Below are 14514 nucleotides of genomic sequence, written 5' to 3'. Positions count from 1 at the left end.
ATGGCCCGCCGCGTCACCCGCCCGGCCCTGCCGGACGTGCTGCTCGTCGGCCGGCTGAGCTGGGGTGCGCTGCTGCTGCTCGCCCCCGGCCGCCTGTTGCGCCCGCTCGGTCCGGTCGGCGGCGAGGCGATCGTGACCCTGCGGGTGCTGGGCACCCGACACCTCGCCCAGGCCGCCCTGACCAGTGCGTGGCCCACCTCGCGCGGGTTCGCCGCCGGCGCGACGGTCGACGCCGTCCACGCACTCGCCGCACTCACGCTGGCCGCCGTCGACCGACGGCAGCGCCGCGCCGCCCTGGCCAACGCGGCCGTCGCCACCGGCTGGGCGTTGCTCGGCGCCACCGCCGCCCGACACCGAGGAGAACAGTGAGGACCGAGGAGCTGCACCAACCGACCGGACGGGTGCTCGTCGTCGTCTGCGACAAGGGCGAGGACCCGGTCAGCGCCATCGGCGACGCCCTGCACCGGCACGACCTGCGCGCCGGGCGGGTGACCGCCGTGGGCGGCTTCCAGGAGGCCGACGTCGGCTGGTTCGACCGCGAGCGGCGCGACTACCGACGCATCCCGGTACGCGAGCAGGTGGAGGTGCTGTCCCTGCTCGGAGACGTCGCCGCCCGCGACGGCCAGCCGGTGCTGCACGTGCACGCGGTCCTCGGCCGCGCCGACGGCAGCACGGTCGGCGGGCACCTGCTCTCCGCCCGGGTCTGGCCCACCCTCGAGGTGATCGTCACCGAGGTGGCACCCGAGCTGTCCAAGCGCGTCGACCCGGAGACCGGGCTCGCGCTGATCGCCGGCCCCGGCCGCTGACCGCTCAGTGACACGGATCGACCTGCCCGAGCGTCACCGCCGTCTCCAACATCAACGCGTGTACGAAACCCTGCGGGAGGTTGCCGCGCAGCTGCCGCTGCCGCACGTCGTACTCCTCGGTGTACAGCCCGGGCGGGCCGCAGGCGGCCCGGTTGCGTTCGAACCACCGGTTGGCGCCGACCGGGTCCCCGGCCTGCCAGGCGGCCAGGGCGGCCGCGAACCCGCAGAGCAGGAACGCTCCCTCGGCGTCGCCGAGCGGCCGCCGGTCGGGACGGAACCGGTACAGGTAGCCGTCCTGGGCCAACTCCGCCAGCACCGCCCGGTGGGTCAGCGCGGTGCGCGGGTCCTGTGGGGGCAGCGCGCCCCGGATGCCGGGCAGCAGCAACGCCGCGTCGACCCGGTCGTCGTCGTAGGAGCGTCGCCAGTGCCCCTGCACGGCCAGACCGTGGGCCGCGACATCGGCGAGAATCCGGTCGGCCAGCGCCGTCCAGCGCGCCGCGAGCGCCGGCGTGGCGACCCGGGCCGCCCTCCGCAGCCCCGCCACGCAGGTCAGCTTCGAGTGGGTCCACTGCCGCGGCGGTAGCTCCCAGATGCCGGAGTCCGGCTGCGACCAGCGCCGCCCCACCGCGTCGGCGGCCACCTCCAGGGCCCGCCGGCCGTCGCCGTCGAGCCGGTCGTGGCGCTGCGCGGTGGCCAGCAGCATCAGCACCTCACCGTACGAGTCGAGCTGGAACTGCCCGCGTACCCAGTTGCCGGTGCGCGCGTCGGCGCCCGGGTAGCCGGCCAGCTCGGCCAACCGCCGCTCGCGCGGCACCGGATCGCCGTCGACGGTGTACGCGGGGGCGAGCCGGTCGCCGTCGGCGAGTACCCGTTCGGTGAGGAACGCGACCGCGTCGTCGAGCAGGTCGTAGCGGCGCACCAGGGCCGAGGCCTGCCCGGCGAAGGACTGGTCGCGGATCCACGCGTACCGGTAGTCGTAGTCGCGTCCGGCCATCGCCCGCTCCGGCAGGGCGGTGGTGGCGGCGGCGACCATCCCGCCCCCGGGGCGGGTCATCCCGCGCAGCACCGCGTACGCCAGCACGGCGTCGCGCCGCGCCGGGCCGTCCAGCGACGGCACCACGGCGGCCCAGTGGTGCTCGGTGATGCGCCACAGCTCCCCGGGCTGCTGGCACGGCTGTTCGAGCGGCCCGGTGGCCACCTCCAGCACCAGGTCGTGCCGGCCGCCGGCCGGCAAGGTCAGCTCGCCGGTGAGGAAACCGTGGCGGTCGCGGCGCAGTGCGCCGCCACCGTGCAGACGCAGGTGCAGCCCGCCGGTACGGGCCAGCCACCGGTCGCCGTCACGGGTGACGTCGGCGACCCCCTCCCGACCGAAGTCGGCGCGCGGATCGAGGACCACGCGTACCCGCGCCGGCCCCTCCACGGCCCGGATCTGGCGCAGCAGCACCAACTTGTCCGGCTCGCCGGGGAAGACCAGCGCCTCGCGGGACTCGACGATGCCGTCGCCGGTGACCCACCGGCTCTGCCAGATCAGCGACCCCGGCTCGTAGTGTCCGCCCCACACGTAGCGGCCGCCGGCCGGGGTGACCAGATACCGGCCCGCCCCACCGAGCAGGGTGCTGAACACCGCCGGGTCGGACCAGCCAGGGGCGCACAGCCACGCCACGTCCCCGACCGGGCCGATCAACGCGCCCCGGTGCCCGTCGGCGAGCAGCGCGTAGTCCCGCAGCACCGCCGGCGTGACACCGGCGTTCGGTTCGGCACCCGTACCTGGCATGCCGGCCGCCTCAGCGCGTTGCCGCGGCGTCGGCGGTGACCAACCGCCGTCGGGTTTCGCCCAGCATGCAGGTCCCCTCTCGGCTCGTCGGCGTCGGGCCCGCCGCATACCCGACGGCCGGGCCGTGACACACCGCGCGTGGTGGGAGCTGAGCCCCGTGCACCGGCAGCTCGGTGGCCTGCGGTGAGTGGTCCGGTCGCGGATGGGTAGTGCCACACGAGGAGCGAAACGACGGGAGGCGACATGGCGGGGCGCAAAGAGGACATCCGGGTAGCGGTGGTGACCGGGGCGAGCGCGGGCGTGGGTCGGGCGACCGCCCGCCTGCTCGCCCGGCGGGGGATCGCCGTCGCGCTGCTCGCGCGGGGAAGGGTCGGCCTGGACGCGGTGGCCGAGGAGGTACGGGCCGCCGGCAGCCGCGCCCTGCCGATCGAGGTCGACATGGCCGACTACGAGCAGGTGGTCGCCGCCGGGCGGCGCGTCGAGGCGGAACTGGGCCCTGTCGACCTGTGGATCAACGACGCCTTCAGCTCCGTCTTCGCCCCGTTCCAGGACACCCGGCCGGAGGAGTTCCGCCGCGCCACGGAGGTCACCTACCTGGGGTACGTGCACGGCACCCGGGTGGCCTTGTCCCACATGACCCCCCGCGACCGCGGAACCATCGTGCAGGTCGGCTCGGCCCTGGCCTACCGGGGCATCCCCCTGCAGGCGGCCTACTGCGGGGCGAAGCACGCGATCGTCGGGTTCACCGAGTCGCTGCGCTGCGAGCTGCTGCACGACGGCAGCAAGGTCCACGTGACGATGGTGCAGCTGCCGGCCGTCAACACCCCCCAGTTCGACTGGCTGCTGTCCCGACTGCCACGCCACGCCGAGCCGGTCCCGCCGATCTACGAGCCGGAGGTGGCCGCCCGGGCGATCGTCGGCGCCGCCGACCGGCCCGGCCGCCGGGAGTACTGGGTCGGTGCGTCCACCGTGCTGACCATCCTCGCCAACCGCGTGGCGCCGAGTCTGCTCGACCGCTACCTGGCCCGGACGGGGTACAGGTCGCAGCAGACCGGCCAGCCGGCGGACCACGACCGGCCGAACAACCTGTGGCACCCGCTCGACGGCCCGGGCGGGCACGACTACGGCGCGCGCGGTGACTTCTCCGGACGGTCGCACAGCCGAAGCCCGCAGGCGTGGCTGTCCCGGCACCGGCTGGCCACCGCCGCCGGGTTGGCCGGCACGGCGGTCGGCGTGCTGGCCTGGCGTCGTCGCTGACCCCGGCAGGCGCGGCGGTCGAGGCGGCTCGCGAACGGGCGGGGATCGGGACCGCGAGCGGACCTGGACGCCGTGGGCCCGGTCGAGGAGCGTCTGACGGTCTGGCGCCAGGTGCCGGCGCGGACGACTTCGGTGGACGGCAGCTGCCGCACCGCCTCGGCCCGGTCGTACAGCGCGAAGGACGCGTCGGTGCGGCCGCACACGCGCAGCAGGATCGCCATGCGGGCCATCGCATCGCTGTCCGGGTTGCGGCGTTCGCTCAGCTGGTGGTTTCGCTCGCGGCGCGCGACTCGTCCGGATCGGTCGCCCAGCTGGCCAGCACGGGAAGCACCCGCGCCGTGGGGGAGTCGGGTTCGACGGTGTAGACGATCAGGCGTTGCTCCGGATCGTGCGGCCCGACGACGGACTCGATGCCGAAGGTGAGCGGTCCGGCCGTCGGGTGGACCAGGTGCTTGGTCACCGAGGTACGGAAGGTGACCCGCTGGTCGTCCCACCACTGCGCCACGTCGGGATCGCCGCTGCGCAACTCCCGCACCAGGTCGACGAGTCGCCGATCGTCGGGGTGGCGTCCCACCTCGTAGCGCAACTCCCCGACCGCGGCGGCGGCGAAGTCGGCCCAGTTCACGATCCGCACCCGCGCGTCGGGATCGAGGAACAGCCACCGCGCGAGCGACGACCCCGGCTCCAGCGCGGGCCCCAGCACCGCCCGCAACAGCCCGTTGTGCGCCAGCACCTGGGTACGGCGCCCCAGCAGCAGCACCGGGACGTGGTCCAGCACCCCCATCAGGCGCAGCATCCCCGGGTCGGGCCGCTGGGCGATCTCCGGCCGTGCCCAGCGCCGGCGCGAGGTGGGGGCGGCCAGGTCCCGCAGGTGGGCGCGTTCGATCTCGTCCAGCTGCAGCGCCCGCGACAGCGCCTGCACCACCTCGTCGGTGACGGTGTGCTGGCGTCCCTGTTCCAGCCGGCTGTAGTGGTCCGGGCTCAACCCGGCGAGCACGGCGAGTTCCTCCTTGCGCAGGCCGGGCACCCGCCGCGGGCCGGGGAAGGCCTCGATCCCGGCCTGAGCAGGAGTCAGGCGGTCCCGCCGGGACCGCAGGAATGCCCCCAGGGCGGCACGGTCAGCAGGCATCCATCCAGTGTAGGAGCACCCCACGGCGCGAACCTGGCCATGGCGTGACCAGGCACAACGCGCCCTGGTGCGTGCGGCGCCTCCAGGGTGAGGTGGGGACCATGACCTCTGCTGAGCAGACCCGCACCGTCCTGATCACCGGCTCCACCAGCGGCATCGGTGCCGCCACCGCCCGGACCCTGGCCGCGCAGGGTTGGCGCGTCGTCGTCACCGGCCGCGATCGGAACCGCGGCGCCGCCGTCGTCGCCGACATCGAGGGGAACGGCGGAAACGCCGTGTTCGTCCCCTCCGACCTGACCAGCCCACCCGAGGTGCTGCGGGCCTTCGCCCGCGCTGCCGCCGAGGCCGCCGGTGGGCGACTGGACGCGCTGGTGCACAACGCCGCCCTGTGCCCCGCCGTGGACACGGTGCGCCTCACCGACACCGACCTGGAGGCCACCCTCGCGGTCAACGTCCGCGCCCCCCACGTCCTGACCGCCGCACTGGCCGCGCTGATGGCCGCCCGCGGCCACGGCGCGATCGTCGTCATCGGGTCCTGGATGGCCCACGTCGGGCACCCCTTCGTCGGGCTGTACTCCGCGACCAAGGCCGCGGAGATCCAACTCGCCCGCAGTTGGGCCGCGGAGTTCGGTCCCCGTGGCGTGCGGGTCAACACCGTCTCCCCCGGGGCGACGCGTACCCCGATCAACGCCGCCGACGGCGACGTCATCGCCCGGATGACCGCCGGCACCCCCGCCGGACGCCCCGGAACCCCGGAGGAGATCGCCGACGCGGTGGCCTGGGTGCTCTCGGAACGCGCCGGCTACCTCCACGGCGCGGAGATCGCCGTCGACGGCGGCATCACGGCGACCCGTTCCGGCTGAGCCCGACCGCACGGATCCACCGACGCCAGGGCTGACCTCATGGCCGCGACCCGTGCGCGTTCCCGGATCTACGGTCGGCGTGGAGCGGTACGTCAGCTCAGTGCCGTGGCGTGGAGACGACGGCCGCCGCTCCGCCGCCGCGGCGTACCGGCTCGGCGGCGGCCACCATCCTCCCGTCCGGCAGAAACTCGATGCCGGTGGCGGCGCCGATCTCCGTCGTCGACCCGAGGACGTGACCCGGCGGTAGGCCCTGGGCGTACGCGGCGATGAAGGCCGGCTCGGCCTGGGTCGTGGTGCCGTTGCGTTGGGATGCGCGCGGCGCGGCCAGCGCCTGCGGGAGCGTCATGCCGAGATCGAGGCGGTTGACCAGGGTCTGCAGGACGGTGGTGATGATCGTCGCCCCTCCCGGCGAGCCGACGGCCAGGAACGGGCGTCCGTCGGCCAGCACGATCGTCGGAGACATGGAGCTGCGCGGGCGTTTGCCCGGCGCGGGCAGGTTCGGGTCCGGTGCGGTGCCCTGCGTCGGGCTGAAGTTGAAGTCGGTCAGCTCGTTGTTGAGGAGGAAGCCCCGCCCGGGCACGACCATTCCGCTGCCACCGGTCGCCTCGATGGTCAGCGTGTACTCCACGACGTTGCCCCAGCGGTCGGCGACGGTCAGGTTCGTGGTGCCCGTGCGGTCGTCCCGGGTGTCGGCGCGCGCTGCCGTCGGGCATCCGCCGTAGCTGCCGTCCGGTACACCCGGCGCGACCGGCTTGGGCAGCGCCGCCGCCGGGTCGATCCGGCACGCCCGTTCCGCGGCGTACGCGTCGCTGAGCAGCTCGTCGAGCGTCGGGCGGGGGGTGCCGTCGCCGACGTAGCGGTTCCGGTCGGCGAACGCCAGCGCGCTGGCCTCCAGGTAGTGGTGCAGTGCCTGGGTGGCGGTCATCGACCGTAGGTCGAAACGCTCGAGGATGTCGAGGGCTTCCCCGACCGCGGTGCCGCCGCTGGACGGGGTCGCCATGCCGAACACCTCGAGGCCGCGGTAGTCCGAGTGGGTGGGTGCCGGCAGGCGGGTGCGGTAGGAGGCGAGGTCGGCGGCGGTCATGGCGGCCGGACGGATCGGATACGGCCACGACGTGGTCGGCTGCGCGGCCAGCGGTGGGCTCTGCACGGTGGTGAGCAGGTCCCGGCCGATCCGACCCCGGTAGAACACGTCGGTGCCCCGCTGGGCGATGAGGCGGTAGGTCGCGGCGAGGTCGGGGTTGCGCAGGGTCGAGCCGACGGCCGGTGGGCGGCCGCCCGGCAGGTACAGCGCGCTGGTGGAGCTGAACTGGGCGAAGGCGGCCTGGTTCGCGGCGACCTGGCCCGCGAACGTCTCGTCGACGGTGAAGCCGGTGCGCGCGACCCGTTCGGCGGGTCGCAGCAGCTGCGCCAGCGAGCGGGTTCCCCAGCGGTCGAGCGCGTCCCGCCACGTCAGCAGGGTGCCGGGGACGCCGACTGACAGGCCGCTGATCCGGGCCTCGTCGAAGGGGTACGGCTGCCCGGTGGCCGGGTCGATGAAGAGGGTTTCGGTCGTCGCGGCCGGCGCTGTCTCGCGGCCGTCGATGGTGTGCACCGTCCTGGTGCGGGCGTCGTAGTAGACGAGGAAACCGCCGCCGCCGATGCCGGCCGAGAAGGGTTCGGTGACGCCGAGCGTCGCGGCCGCGGCGACCGCCGCGTCGACCGCGTTGCCACCGCGCTTGAGCACGTCGAGTCCGACGGCGGTGGCGGTGGCGTCCACGGTGGAGATCGCGCCTCCGTACCCGACGGCGGTGGGCGTCTTCGCCGGTTCGGCCGGTTTCGCTTGAACGGGGGCGGTGACGCCGACCGCCCCGACCGTCGCCAGAACCATCGCCGCAGCAGTGATGGCCGGAGGTCTCATGCGGTCTCCTCGCATCGAACCCGATAACTGCATTCTTCTTACCCGGCCAACCCGAGGTCGGCAACCGGACCGCCGCCGCGCCGCGCTGCGGTGACGCGCGCGGTGGGGGAGCGCATCGCGTCCGACCGGCGGTATGCCGCGCCCGCCGTGGCGATGCCGCACGCCCCCGAAGGGATCACGATCATGATCGACGTCGTCGTCGGAGCCGGCCCCAACGGTCTCATGCTCGCCTGCGAGCTGGCCCTCGCCGGCGTACACCCGGTCGTGCTCGAACGCCGTGCCGCGCCCACCGGCGAACCCCGCGCCAACGGCCTCGTCGGTCAGGTCGTCCGCCTGCTCGACCGACGCGGCCTTTACGCGCGGCTCAGCGGTGGGCCACCTGATCCGTCATCCCTGGCTGCGCTCGTCGGCGGAGCCCGCGCTCGCCGGTAGCAGGGCGCGGATCGCGTCCCGGGGAGTCGGAGTTTCAGGATCATCTCAGGTTCGGCACGCATCCTGTGTCGGAAGCTGTACCGCCTACGGCTGCCGGCCAGGCGTGTCGCGGTCACCATGCGACCGATCGGGAGAGCACGATGACGAGGTCGGTGGTCGGGAGGACGATCCGCGGCACCAGAGACGACCAGGTCGGGGCATCGGCTTCAGCTCACGATGCCGCACCACTCATCGGCTAAGGAGGCTGATGTGGGTCTGACCAGCCCGGCACTTTTCGTAGCGGTCTGTGTCGTCGCTGTCGGCATGCTCGCCCTCGCGGTGATCGACAGACCTCGCCCGCGTCGCACGGACCTGCAGCTGCTCACCCGCGCCGCCCGCGTGGTCAGCGTCAGCGCCCTGGTCGTGCTTCTGTGCGGTCTGACGCTGAACAACCAGTACCTCTTCTACACCTCATGGGGTGACCTGTTCGGATCGTCCGACCAGGCGACGACGCACACCTTCGGCAACACCGCCGCCGCGCAGACGCCGCACCTTCCCGGTACCGGTCTGGTGGGGCAACGGCTCCCCGGTCGGCTCCCTGCTCTGCCGGCACCCGGTCAGCGACTTCAGAGGTACGCGGTGTCGTCGCCCGACATCGCCGGAGCCGCTCAGGTGCTGGTCGAGCTGCCCACCGGCTACGACCCCGCCGGCACCCGGACCTACCCGGTCATCATCGGTCTGCACGGCTTCCCCGCCACGCCCGACTCCTATCTCCGGACCGGCATCCTGGCGGCACAGGACCGCCTCGTGAGCCAGCACCTCCTCGCCCCCAGCATCGTCGTCGTCCCGCAGATCAACGTTCCCCGCTCACTGGACACCGAATGTGTCGACGGCGGCCCCGGACAGCCGCGGATCGACAGTTGGCTCTCCCACGACCTCCCGCGGTGGATCGTGGCGCACTTCCGGGTGCGCGACGATCGCCTTTCCTGGGCCACCGCGGGCTACTCGTACGGCGGATGGTGCGCTGCCTCCCTGGGCCTTCGACACCCCGATCTCTTCGGTGCCGCCGTCGTGTTCCAGGGCTACTTCCGCCCCGACTTCGGCACGCACTACATCCCGGCTACATCTGACCTGGCCCAGTACGACCTGGTGCGGCTCGAGTCACGCCATCCGGCCCCGCTGTCCATGTGGGTGATGACGTCGCGACAGGACAGCCTCTCCTATCCGAGCACCGCGCAGTTCCTGCGCGTAGCCCGTTCTCCCACCGCCGTCACCGCGACCGTGCTGCCAGCGGGTGGACACCGGTTCGCGGTGTGGCAGCCGTCCATCACGCCTGCGTTAACCTGGCTCGGTGGCACTCTCCCGGGCTTTCATGCCTGAGCGCAGGGGACGACCGCGGAGCGTGCACCTCGGCGCGGCTCTTCTGGCTCTCACCGTCGCCGGCGTCGCTGCCTGCGGACCGGACCGGGGTCGCCCTCAGGCGGCCCCGCCGGTCTCGCGCTCGTCCATCGTCGCCCTCGGAGACTCCGTTCCGAGCGGCTACGGATGCTCCTGCCCCGGGTACGTCCAGTCCCTCGCCCACCGGATCACGGCGGCCACCGGCCGCGAGGTCCTCGTCCACAACGACGCCCACGCCGGCGCGACCAGCAGTGACGTGGCCGACGCGGTGCGCGACGAACTCGTCTCGTCACACCTGGCCGCCAGCGACCTCGTCCTCATCCAGGTCGGTGCCAACGACGTCGACACGACAGCGATCATGGAGTGCGGAACAGCCGGCGCAGCCTGCTATCAACCGGTGCTGGAGACCCTGCACGACAACCTGACGCGGATCATCGCCACCGCCGAAGCCGGGGTGCACCACCCGGTCGTCGCCGTGATCGGCTACTGGAACATCACCGTCGACGGCGCGGTGGGCGCGGCGCGCGGCAGCGCGTTCACCACGGCCAGCGAGCAAGCCACCGAATACGTCAACCGGGTGATCAGCGACGTCGCGACAGAGACCGCGGCGATATACGTCGACACGAAGATCCCGCTCAAGGGGCCCACCAACGGGCGCGACCCGACCGCCGAGCTGCAGGACGACGGGGACCACCCCAACGCCAGCGGACACGAGATCATCGCTGACGCGGCGTTTCGCGCACTGCAGGCCGCGGGTGCGGACTGTCCCCCCGACCAGGCGAACTCGCCGCCGATGCTGGTTGCTCACCGCACGTGCTCCGAAGCCGGAAGGTGAACGTGACCTTCCCTGCGCGGCATGGACCGGGTCGAGGTCGATGGGCCGGATCTCCACGTCCTGCCGCGGTGCGTGGGGGAGGGACGTCCGGGTGGGGCCGACGTCCGCTGGGTGAACCGGACGTCTCCGCCACCGCGCACTGCGCGGTGCCTCATTCTGCCTGTGCGTCGAGGTGCGCATGGATCTGACGGAAGATCGCCGCGATGCCGTCGATGACGACGGGGTCGGTCACCATCCCGTCCGGGCCGACCGAGTCGCGCGACACCGGCAGCCGCACGCACGCCGAGGTGATGACGTCGGCGTCGACGTACCGCAGCACGGTGGCGAGGGTGGCTTGCGCGCCGTCGCCCCGGCCCGGGTGTGCCACGGTGACCCAGGCGACCGGTTTCCGGTTCAGCTCGCCGGTGCCGACCGTCAGGTCCAGCAGGTTCTTGAAGCTGCCCGGCAGTGTCCCCGCGTACTCCGGAGTGCTGAAGACAACCGCGTCCGCCCGCGCCAACTGCTTACGCAGGTCGGCGACCGCGGGGTGGTCCCGCTGCTCGTCCCCGCCGGGAACGAACGCGGGCAGGTCGACGAGCCCGCCGTACAGCTCTGCTGTCACGTCCTGGGGTGCACAGGCTTTCATGGTGCGCAGCAACGCGGTGTTCGTGGAGCCGTCCCGAGTGCTGCCTGACACCAGAACCATCCGAGTTGTCGCGGTCACCTCAGCACCTTCCGCCGTCACGCAACGCCGCGATCCTGCACGGCACATCTTTGTTCCGGACCTGCCGCAGCGGGGTGGCGCCTCCCTCGACGACCGCAGCTTTGTGCCAACCTATTGACACAAGCCTCCGGCGGCAGGACCATCATTGTGTCAAGCTGATGGTACAAGATGGAGGCTCGTGTGGGCGGTATCCCGATCACCGTGACCGTGCTGTATCTCGTTCTCGCCGCGGTCACCCTCACCGTGGCGTGGCTGCGGGCCCGCCCGTCCCACCGGCCGCCGGACGGCCCGCCCCGGGGGGCGATCCGGCGTACAGCGAGGTGGCGGTGGATCGGGGTGGCCGTCGGGGTGGCGCTCGGCGTCGCGGTCGCCACCGCCGATTCCCCCGACCTGGGGGCGCTGCTGGCGGCCCCGGTGTTCGGGCTCTGCGTCCTGGTGGGGGTGCTGATCGGCGAGGCCAGCGTCGCCCCGCCCGGCGGCCCGACGCGCACGGCGGCGCTGGAGGTCCGCACCGTTCAGGACTACCTGCCACGCAGGATGAGCCGGGCGGTGGGGGTCGCGGCGGTCGGGTTGCTGGCCCTGCTGGCCGTCACCTCCGCCAACAGCGGCCCCGACGACGCCGGGAATCCCGGCCGGGCCCTGAAGCTGCGCTGCCCGCCCACCGTCGAGGCCCACGGGCCGTGGCCGGGAGCGTTCTACTCGGTGCCGCTGGCCGTCGTCGTGCTGCTCGGCCTGGCCGTCGCGTACGTCGTGCTCCGCAACATCGTCCGCCGGCCACGGCCGGGCGGCACCCCCGACCTGATCGCCGTCGACGACGCCTCGCGCCGACGGGCCGCCCGTGCGGTGACCGGCGCCGGCGGAATCCTGGTCGGCCTACCACTCGCCGGGGTCGCCGCGACGGCGTCCTGGGCGCTGCTCTCCACCGGTTGCGGCCCCTCCTGGGGTCGGCCGGTGGGCTGGTTCCTGCTGGTCGCGTGGCCCATGGTGATCGCCCTGACCGTCTGGTGGACCACGGCGGTCCTCGTTCCGGAGAGGACCACCGCGGCGGGGGTCGCGTCGTGACCGACCGGCCGACCCTCACCGTCGACACCGACGACCCGACCCCGCCGTACGAACAACTGCGCCGGCAGCTCGCCGACCTGATCGAGTACGGGGTGCTCGCGCCGGACGACCGCCTGCCGCCGCTGCGCCAGCTCGCCGCCGACCTGGGGCTGGCGGTCGGCACCGTGGCCCGGACGTACCGGGAACTGGAGTCGGCCGGCCTGGTCGTCTCGCGCCGGGGTGGTGGCACCCGGGTGGCCGCCGCCCGGTCCCGCCCACCCGCCGCCGTCCTGCACGAGCGGGCCGCCGCCTTCGTCCGCGACGCCCGGCTGCTCGGCGCGGACGACGAGCAGATCCGCGCGGCCGTCGCGGCGGTGCTGGGCACCTGATCCCACCCGAGAGACCAGCGCGCCCGCGGGACGTCGGAGCCGTGACGGGTCGGCTGCCGCCGACCCCGTGGTCGATCCTTCGGCGCGCCGAGCACCGTGACACACGACCGGCCCTCCTGCTTTCGCGATTCGAGTGGGCGGACGCGGATCAGGTGTCGACGCGCCGTGTCTCGTAGGCCCACACGACGATCTCGACGCGGTTGCGGGCGTTGAGCTTGCGCATCAGGGCGGCGATGTGGGTCTTGACGGTGCTGAGGCTGATGGACAGCTCGTGGCCGATCTCGCTGTTGGTCCGCCCGCGAGCGGCAGCCAGCAGGACCTGTTCCTCGCGAGCGGTCAGCGGCTCGACAGGCTCGGGTGGCACCGGGCGCGAGCGGCTGTTCGCGAAGGAGGACAGCAGCCTCGCCGTGATGTTCGGTGCGATCAGGGCGTCGCCGCGGGCGGCGGCGTGAACGGCCTGGGTGAGCATCTCGGCGCCGGCGTCCTTGAGGAGGAAGCCTCGGGCGCCTGCCTTCAGCGCGCCGTAGACGTACTCGTCGAGGTCGAAGGTGGTGATGACGACGACGGCCAGCGGGTCGGGGACGTCGGCCCCGGCGAGTTGACGGGTGGCTTCGATCCCGTCGACCTCGGGCATGCGGATGTCCAGCAGGCAGACATCGGGACGCAGCGCACGGGCCATGGCGATCGCCCGGCGGCCGTCGGCGGCCTCACCGACGACGGCGATGCCCGGTTGAGCGTCCAGGATCATGCACAGCCCTGCCCTGACGATGTCCTGGTCGTCAGCGACCAGCACACGGATGGTCATGACGCGCCCGCTGTCCGGGGCAGCGAGGCGTCGACGCTCCAGCCGCCGTCCGGGTCAGGTCCCGCCCGGAGGCTGCCGCCGAGCAGGCTCGCCCGCTCGGCCATGCCGCGCAGCCCGTAGCCGGCGTGCGGGGATCCGGTCGTGCCCGCCTCGCCGTCATCGCACACTCGCAGGTGCACCCGGCTGCGGGACGCGGTGACGTCGACGGTGACACGGGTGGCGCCGGAGGCGTGGCGGGTCGCGTTGGTGACCGCCTCGGCGGCGATCAGGTAGAGGGCGGTGCCGACTGCCGGCTCCACGGCCGCCACGTCACCGGAGATCCGCACGCGGACGCCCAGCACCTCGCCGCCGGGACGAGCGAGTCGTTCGATGTCCATCACCCCTCGCCGGGGGGCGAGGTCGGCGTCCGTTCCGTCGCGCAGCACGCCGACGAGGGCGCGCATCTCCTTGAGCGTCCGGGACGCCTCTTCCTCGATGGTGACCAGGGTGGCCAGCGCGCGCTGCGGATCTGCGGCGGACAGCGCGCGACCTGCCTGTGCCTGGACGGCGATGGCCACGACGTGGTGGCCGACCGTGTCGTGCAGCTCGCGGGCGATCTCGTTGCGTTGGTGAAGCCGCACCTGCTCGATGTCGCGGTCGTGGCTTCTGGTGCGGTAGCGCACCGCCGCGCCGAGCGCGGCCGAGAACAGGAAGAAGCCGTAACCGGCGACCTTCTCCGCGGGTGAGGTCGGCTCCGCGATGAGGGTGACGGGTAGCCAGACGAGGATGACACCGAGCCCGAGGGCGGCCTCGCGACCTGACCCCCAGCGCAGCAGGGCGTAGGGCAGCACGAGCAGCCCCGCGGTGCCCAGCAGTCCGGTGGTATCGATGAACGCGATCCTCGCGAGGTCGAACGCGAGAACGGTTCCGAAGGCAACGGTCACCGCGGCCAGGGGCCGCGTGCGTCGCCACAGCAGGCACGCCGCGACCACGACGCTGACACCGACCAGCAGCGGCGCCCATGCCCTGTCGTCGCGCAGCACCACCTCGACGAGCGAGATCACGACAAGAGCCGAGGACAGCACCCAGTCCCGCCAGACCCGCACCGGCGGGCGTGCGGGGCGCGGCTCAGCCCAGATCCCAGCAACCATGCTTCCCCCCTTCCGGACAACGTAAGGGAGCCGCCGGCCGGGCGGATCAGTCGAAAGTACGGCGGCCGTCCCG

Annotated in this window: 16 protein-coding genes; 10 read left to right on the top strand and 6 right to left on the bottom strand. The window is 73.2% G+C overall.

All coding sequences use genetic code 11. The features are described 5' to 3' along the window. Together ABUL08_RS09475 and ABUL08_RS09470 are read left to right on the top strand one after the other, a co-directional pair. Complete coding sequence (locus ABUL08_RS09475; protein WP_350936547.1) at positions 1–369, top strand: hypothetical protein; 369 nt, start codon at positions 1–3, stop codon at positions 367–369. Beyond that, entirely contained in the window at positions 366–806 is a 441-nt protein-coding gene (locus ABUL08_RS09470) for a PPC domain-containing DNA-binding protein (protein ID WP_350936546.1), read from the top strand. The genes ABUL08_RS09475 and ABUL08_RS09470 overlap by 4 nt, the downstream gene beginning before the upstream one ends. Positions 807–810: 4 nt before the next feature. Here ABUL08_RS09470 and ABUL08_RS09465 read toward each other — a convergent pair whose 3' ends face one another. Further along, a complete protein-coding gene (locus ABUL08_RS09465; RefSeq protein ID WP_350936544.1) occupies positions 811–2580 on the bottom strand; it encodes a glycoside hydrolase family 15 protein in 1770 nt (589 codons plus the stop codon). A gap of 243 nt (positions 2581–2823) precedes the next feature. Between ABUL08_RS09465 and ABUL08_RS09460 the strand changes: the two genes are divergently transcribed. Continuing rightward, positions 2824–3837 (top strand): SDR family oxidoreductase, encoded by a 1014-nt coding sequence (locus ABUL08_RS09460; protein WP_350936543.1) that lies wholly within the window; start codon positions 2824–2826, stop codon positions 3835–3837. 259 nt (positions 3838–4096) lie between these two features. On the opposite strand, the gene ABUL08_RS09455 is transcribed toward ABUL08_RS09460, so the two are convergent. Next, a complete protein-coding gene (locus ABUL08_RS09455) occupies positions 4097–4966 on the bottom strand; it encodes a helix-turn-helix transcriptional regulator (RefSeq protein WP_350936541.1) in 870 nt (289 codons plus the stop codon). Positions 4967–5067: 101 nt separating this feature from the next. Here ABUL08_RS09455 and ABUL08_RS09450 point away from each other — a divergent pair, with 101 nt between their 5' ends. After that, positions 5068–5829 carry an SDR family NAD(P)-dependent oxidoreductase gene (locus tag ABUL08_RS09450; protein ID WP_350936540.1) on the top strand — a complete coding sequence of 254 codons (762 nt, stop codon included), beginning with the start codon at positions 5068–5070 and terminating at the stop codon, positions 5827–5829. A gap of 97 nt (positions 5830–5926) precedes the next feature. On the opposite strand, the gene ggt is transcribed toward ABUL08_RS09450, so the two are convergent. Continuing rightward, entirely contained in the window at positions 5927–7744 is a 1818-nt protein-coding gene (gene ggt, locus ABUL08_RS09445; RefSeq protein WP_377522683.1) for a gamma-glutamyltransferase, read from the bottom strand. An 87-nt stretch (positions 7745–7831) separates the two neighbouring features. On the opposite strand from ggt, the gene ABUL08_RS30600 reads away from it, so the two are divergent. The 3 genes from ABUL08_RS30600 to ABUL08_RS09430 all read left to right on the top strand — a co-directional run bounded on the left by ABUL08_RS30600 (position 7832) and on the right by ABUL08_RS09430 (position 10373). Further along, positions 7832–8161 (top strand): FAD-dependent monooxygenase, encoded by a 330-nt coding sequence (locus tag ABUL08_RS30600; RefSeq protein ID WP_377522681.1) that lies wholly within the window; start codon positions 7832–7834, stop codon positions 8159–8161. Positions 8162–8410: 249 nt separating this feature from the next. Beyond that, positions 8411–9520, top strand: a complete 1110-nt coding sequence (locus ABUL08_RS09435) for an alpha/beta hydrolase (protein ID WP_350936536.1) — start codon at positions 8411–8413, stop codon at positions 9518–9520. Between the two features lie 22 nt (positions 9521–9542). After that, on the top strand, positions 9543–10373 hold the full coding sequence (locus ABUL08_RS09430; RefSeq protein WP_350936534.1) for an SGNH/GDSL hydrolase family protein: 831 nt from the start codon (positions 9543–9545) through the stop codon (positions 10371–10373). Positions 10374–10524: 151 nt separating this feature from the next. On the opposite strand, the gene ABUL08_RS09425 is transcribed toward ABUL08_RS09430, so the two are convergent. Beyond that, the gene (locus ABUL08_RS09425; RefSeq protein WP_350938566.1) at positions 10525–11058 is read right to left on the bottom strand and encodes an NADPH-dependent FMN reductase; all 534 of its coding nucleotides are present in this window, start codon (positions 11056–11058) and stop codon (positions 10525–10527) included. On the opposite strand from ABUL08_RS09425, the gene ABUL08_RS09420 reads away from it, so the two are divergent. From ABUL08_RS09420 to ABUL08_RS09410, 3 genes are all read left to right on the top strand, one after another. Further along, on the top strand, positions 10997–11194 hold the full coding sequence (locus tag ABUL08_RS09420; protein ID WP_350938948.1) for a hypothetical protein: 198 nt from the start codon (positions 10997–10999) through the stop codon (positions 11192–11194). The genes ABUL08_RS09425 and ABUL08_RS09420 overlap by 62 nt on opposite strands. An 83-nt stretch (positions 11195–11277) precedes the next feature. Further along, positions 11278–12138, top strand: coding sequence for a hypothetical protein (locus ABUL08_RS09415; protein WP_350936532.1), 861 nt, complete (start codon positions 11278–11280; stop codon positions 12136–12138). Beyond that, entirely contained in the window at positions 12135–12506 is a 372-nt protein-coding gene (locus tag ABUL08_RS09410; protein ID WP_350936530.1) for a GntR family transcriptional regulator, read from the top strand. The genes ABUL08_RS09415 and ABUL08_RS09410 overlap by 4 nt, the downstream gene beginning before the upstream one ends. A 148-nt stretch (positions 12507–12654) precedes the next feature. Here the strand turns inward: ABUL08_RS09410 and ABUL08_RS09405 are convergent, their stop codons facing one another. Continuing rightward, a complete protein-coding gene (locus tag ABUL08_RS09405; protein WP_350936528.1) occupies positions 12655–13311 on the bottom strand; it encodes a response regulator transcription factor in 657 nt (218 codons plus the stop codon). Further along, positions 13308–14441, bottom strand: a complete 1134-nt coding sequence (locus ABUL08_RS09400; protein WP_350936527.1) for a sensor histidine kinase — start codon at positions 14439–14441, stop codon at positions 13308–13310. The genes ABUL08_RS09405 and ABUL08_RS09400 overlap by 4 nt, the downstream gene beginning before the upstream one ends. Between the last annotated feature and the right edge of the window lie 73 nt (positions 14442–14514).

It is taken from the genome of Micromonospora sp. CCTCC AA 2012012, from assembly GCF_040499845.1.
GTDB lineage: Bacteria > Actinomycetota > Actinomycetes > Mycobacteriales > Micromonosporaceae > Micromonospora > Micromonospora mangrovi.
The sequence above is the reverse complement of the archived record's forward strand: the minus strand, read 5'-3'. Positions and strand labels throughout refer to the sequence as shown.

What these genes read in the sequence shown, in the direction of transcription:
- ABUL08_RS09450 (WP_350936540.1), top strand. Translation starts at nt 5,068, where the DNA reads ATGACCTCTGCTGAGCAGACCCGCACCGTCCTGATCACCGGCTCCACC.
- ABUL08_RS09420 (WP_350938948.1), top strand. Translation starts at nt 10,997, where the DNA reads ATGGTGCGCAGCAACGCGGTGTTCGTGGAGCCGTCCCGAGTGCTGCCT.
- ABUL08_RS09405 (WP_350936528.1), bottom strand. Translation starts at nt 13,311, where the DNA reads ATGACCATCCGTGTGCTGGTCGCTGACGACCAGGACATCGTCAGGGCA.
- ABUL08_RS09475 (WP_350936547.1), top strand. Translation starts at nt 1, where the DNA reads ATGGCCCGCCGCGTCACCCGCCCGGCCCTGCCGGACGTGCTGCTCGTC.
- ABUL08_RS09400 (WP_350936527.1), bottom strand. Translation starts at nt 14,441, where the DNA reads ATGGTTGCTGGGATCTGGGCTGAGCCGCGCCCCGCACGCCCGCCGGTG.
- ABUL08_RS09465 (WP_350936544.1), bottom strand. Translation starts at nt 2,580, where the DNA reads ATGCCAGGTACGGGTGCCGAACCGAACGCCGGTGTCACGCCGGCGGTG.
- ABUL08_RS09455 (WP_350936541.1), bottom strand. Translation starts at nt 4,966, where the DNA reads ATGCCTGCTGACCGTGCCGCCCTGGGGGCATTCCTGCGGTCCCGGCGG.
- ABUL08_RS09425 (WP_350938566.1), bottom strand. Translation starts at nt 11,058, where the DNA reads ATGGTTCTGGTGTCAGGCAGCACTCGGGACGGCTCCACGAACACCGCG.
- ABUL08_RS09460 (WP_350936543.1), top strand. Translation starts at nt 2,824, where the DNA reads ATGGCGGGGCGCAAAGAGGACATCCGGGTAGCGGTGGTGACCGGGGCG.
- ggt (WP_377522683.1), bottom strand. Translation starts at nt 7,744, where the DNA reads ATGCGAGGAGACCGCATGAGACCTCCGGCCATCACTGCTGCGGCGATG.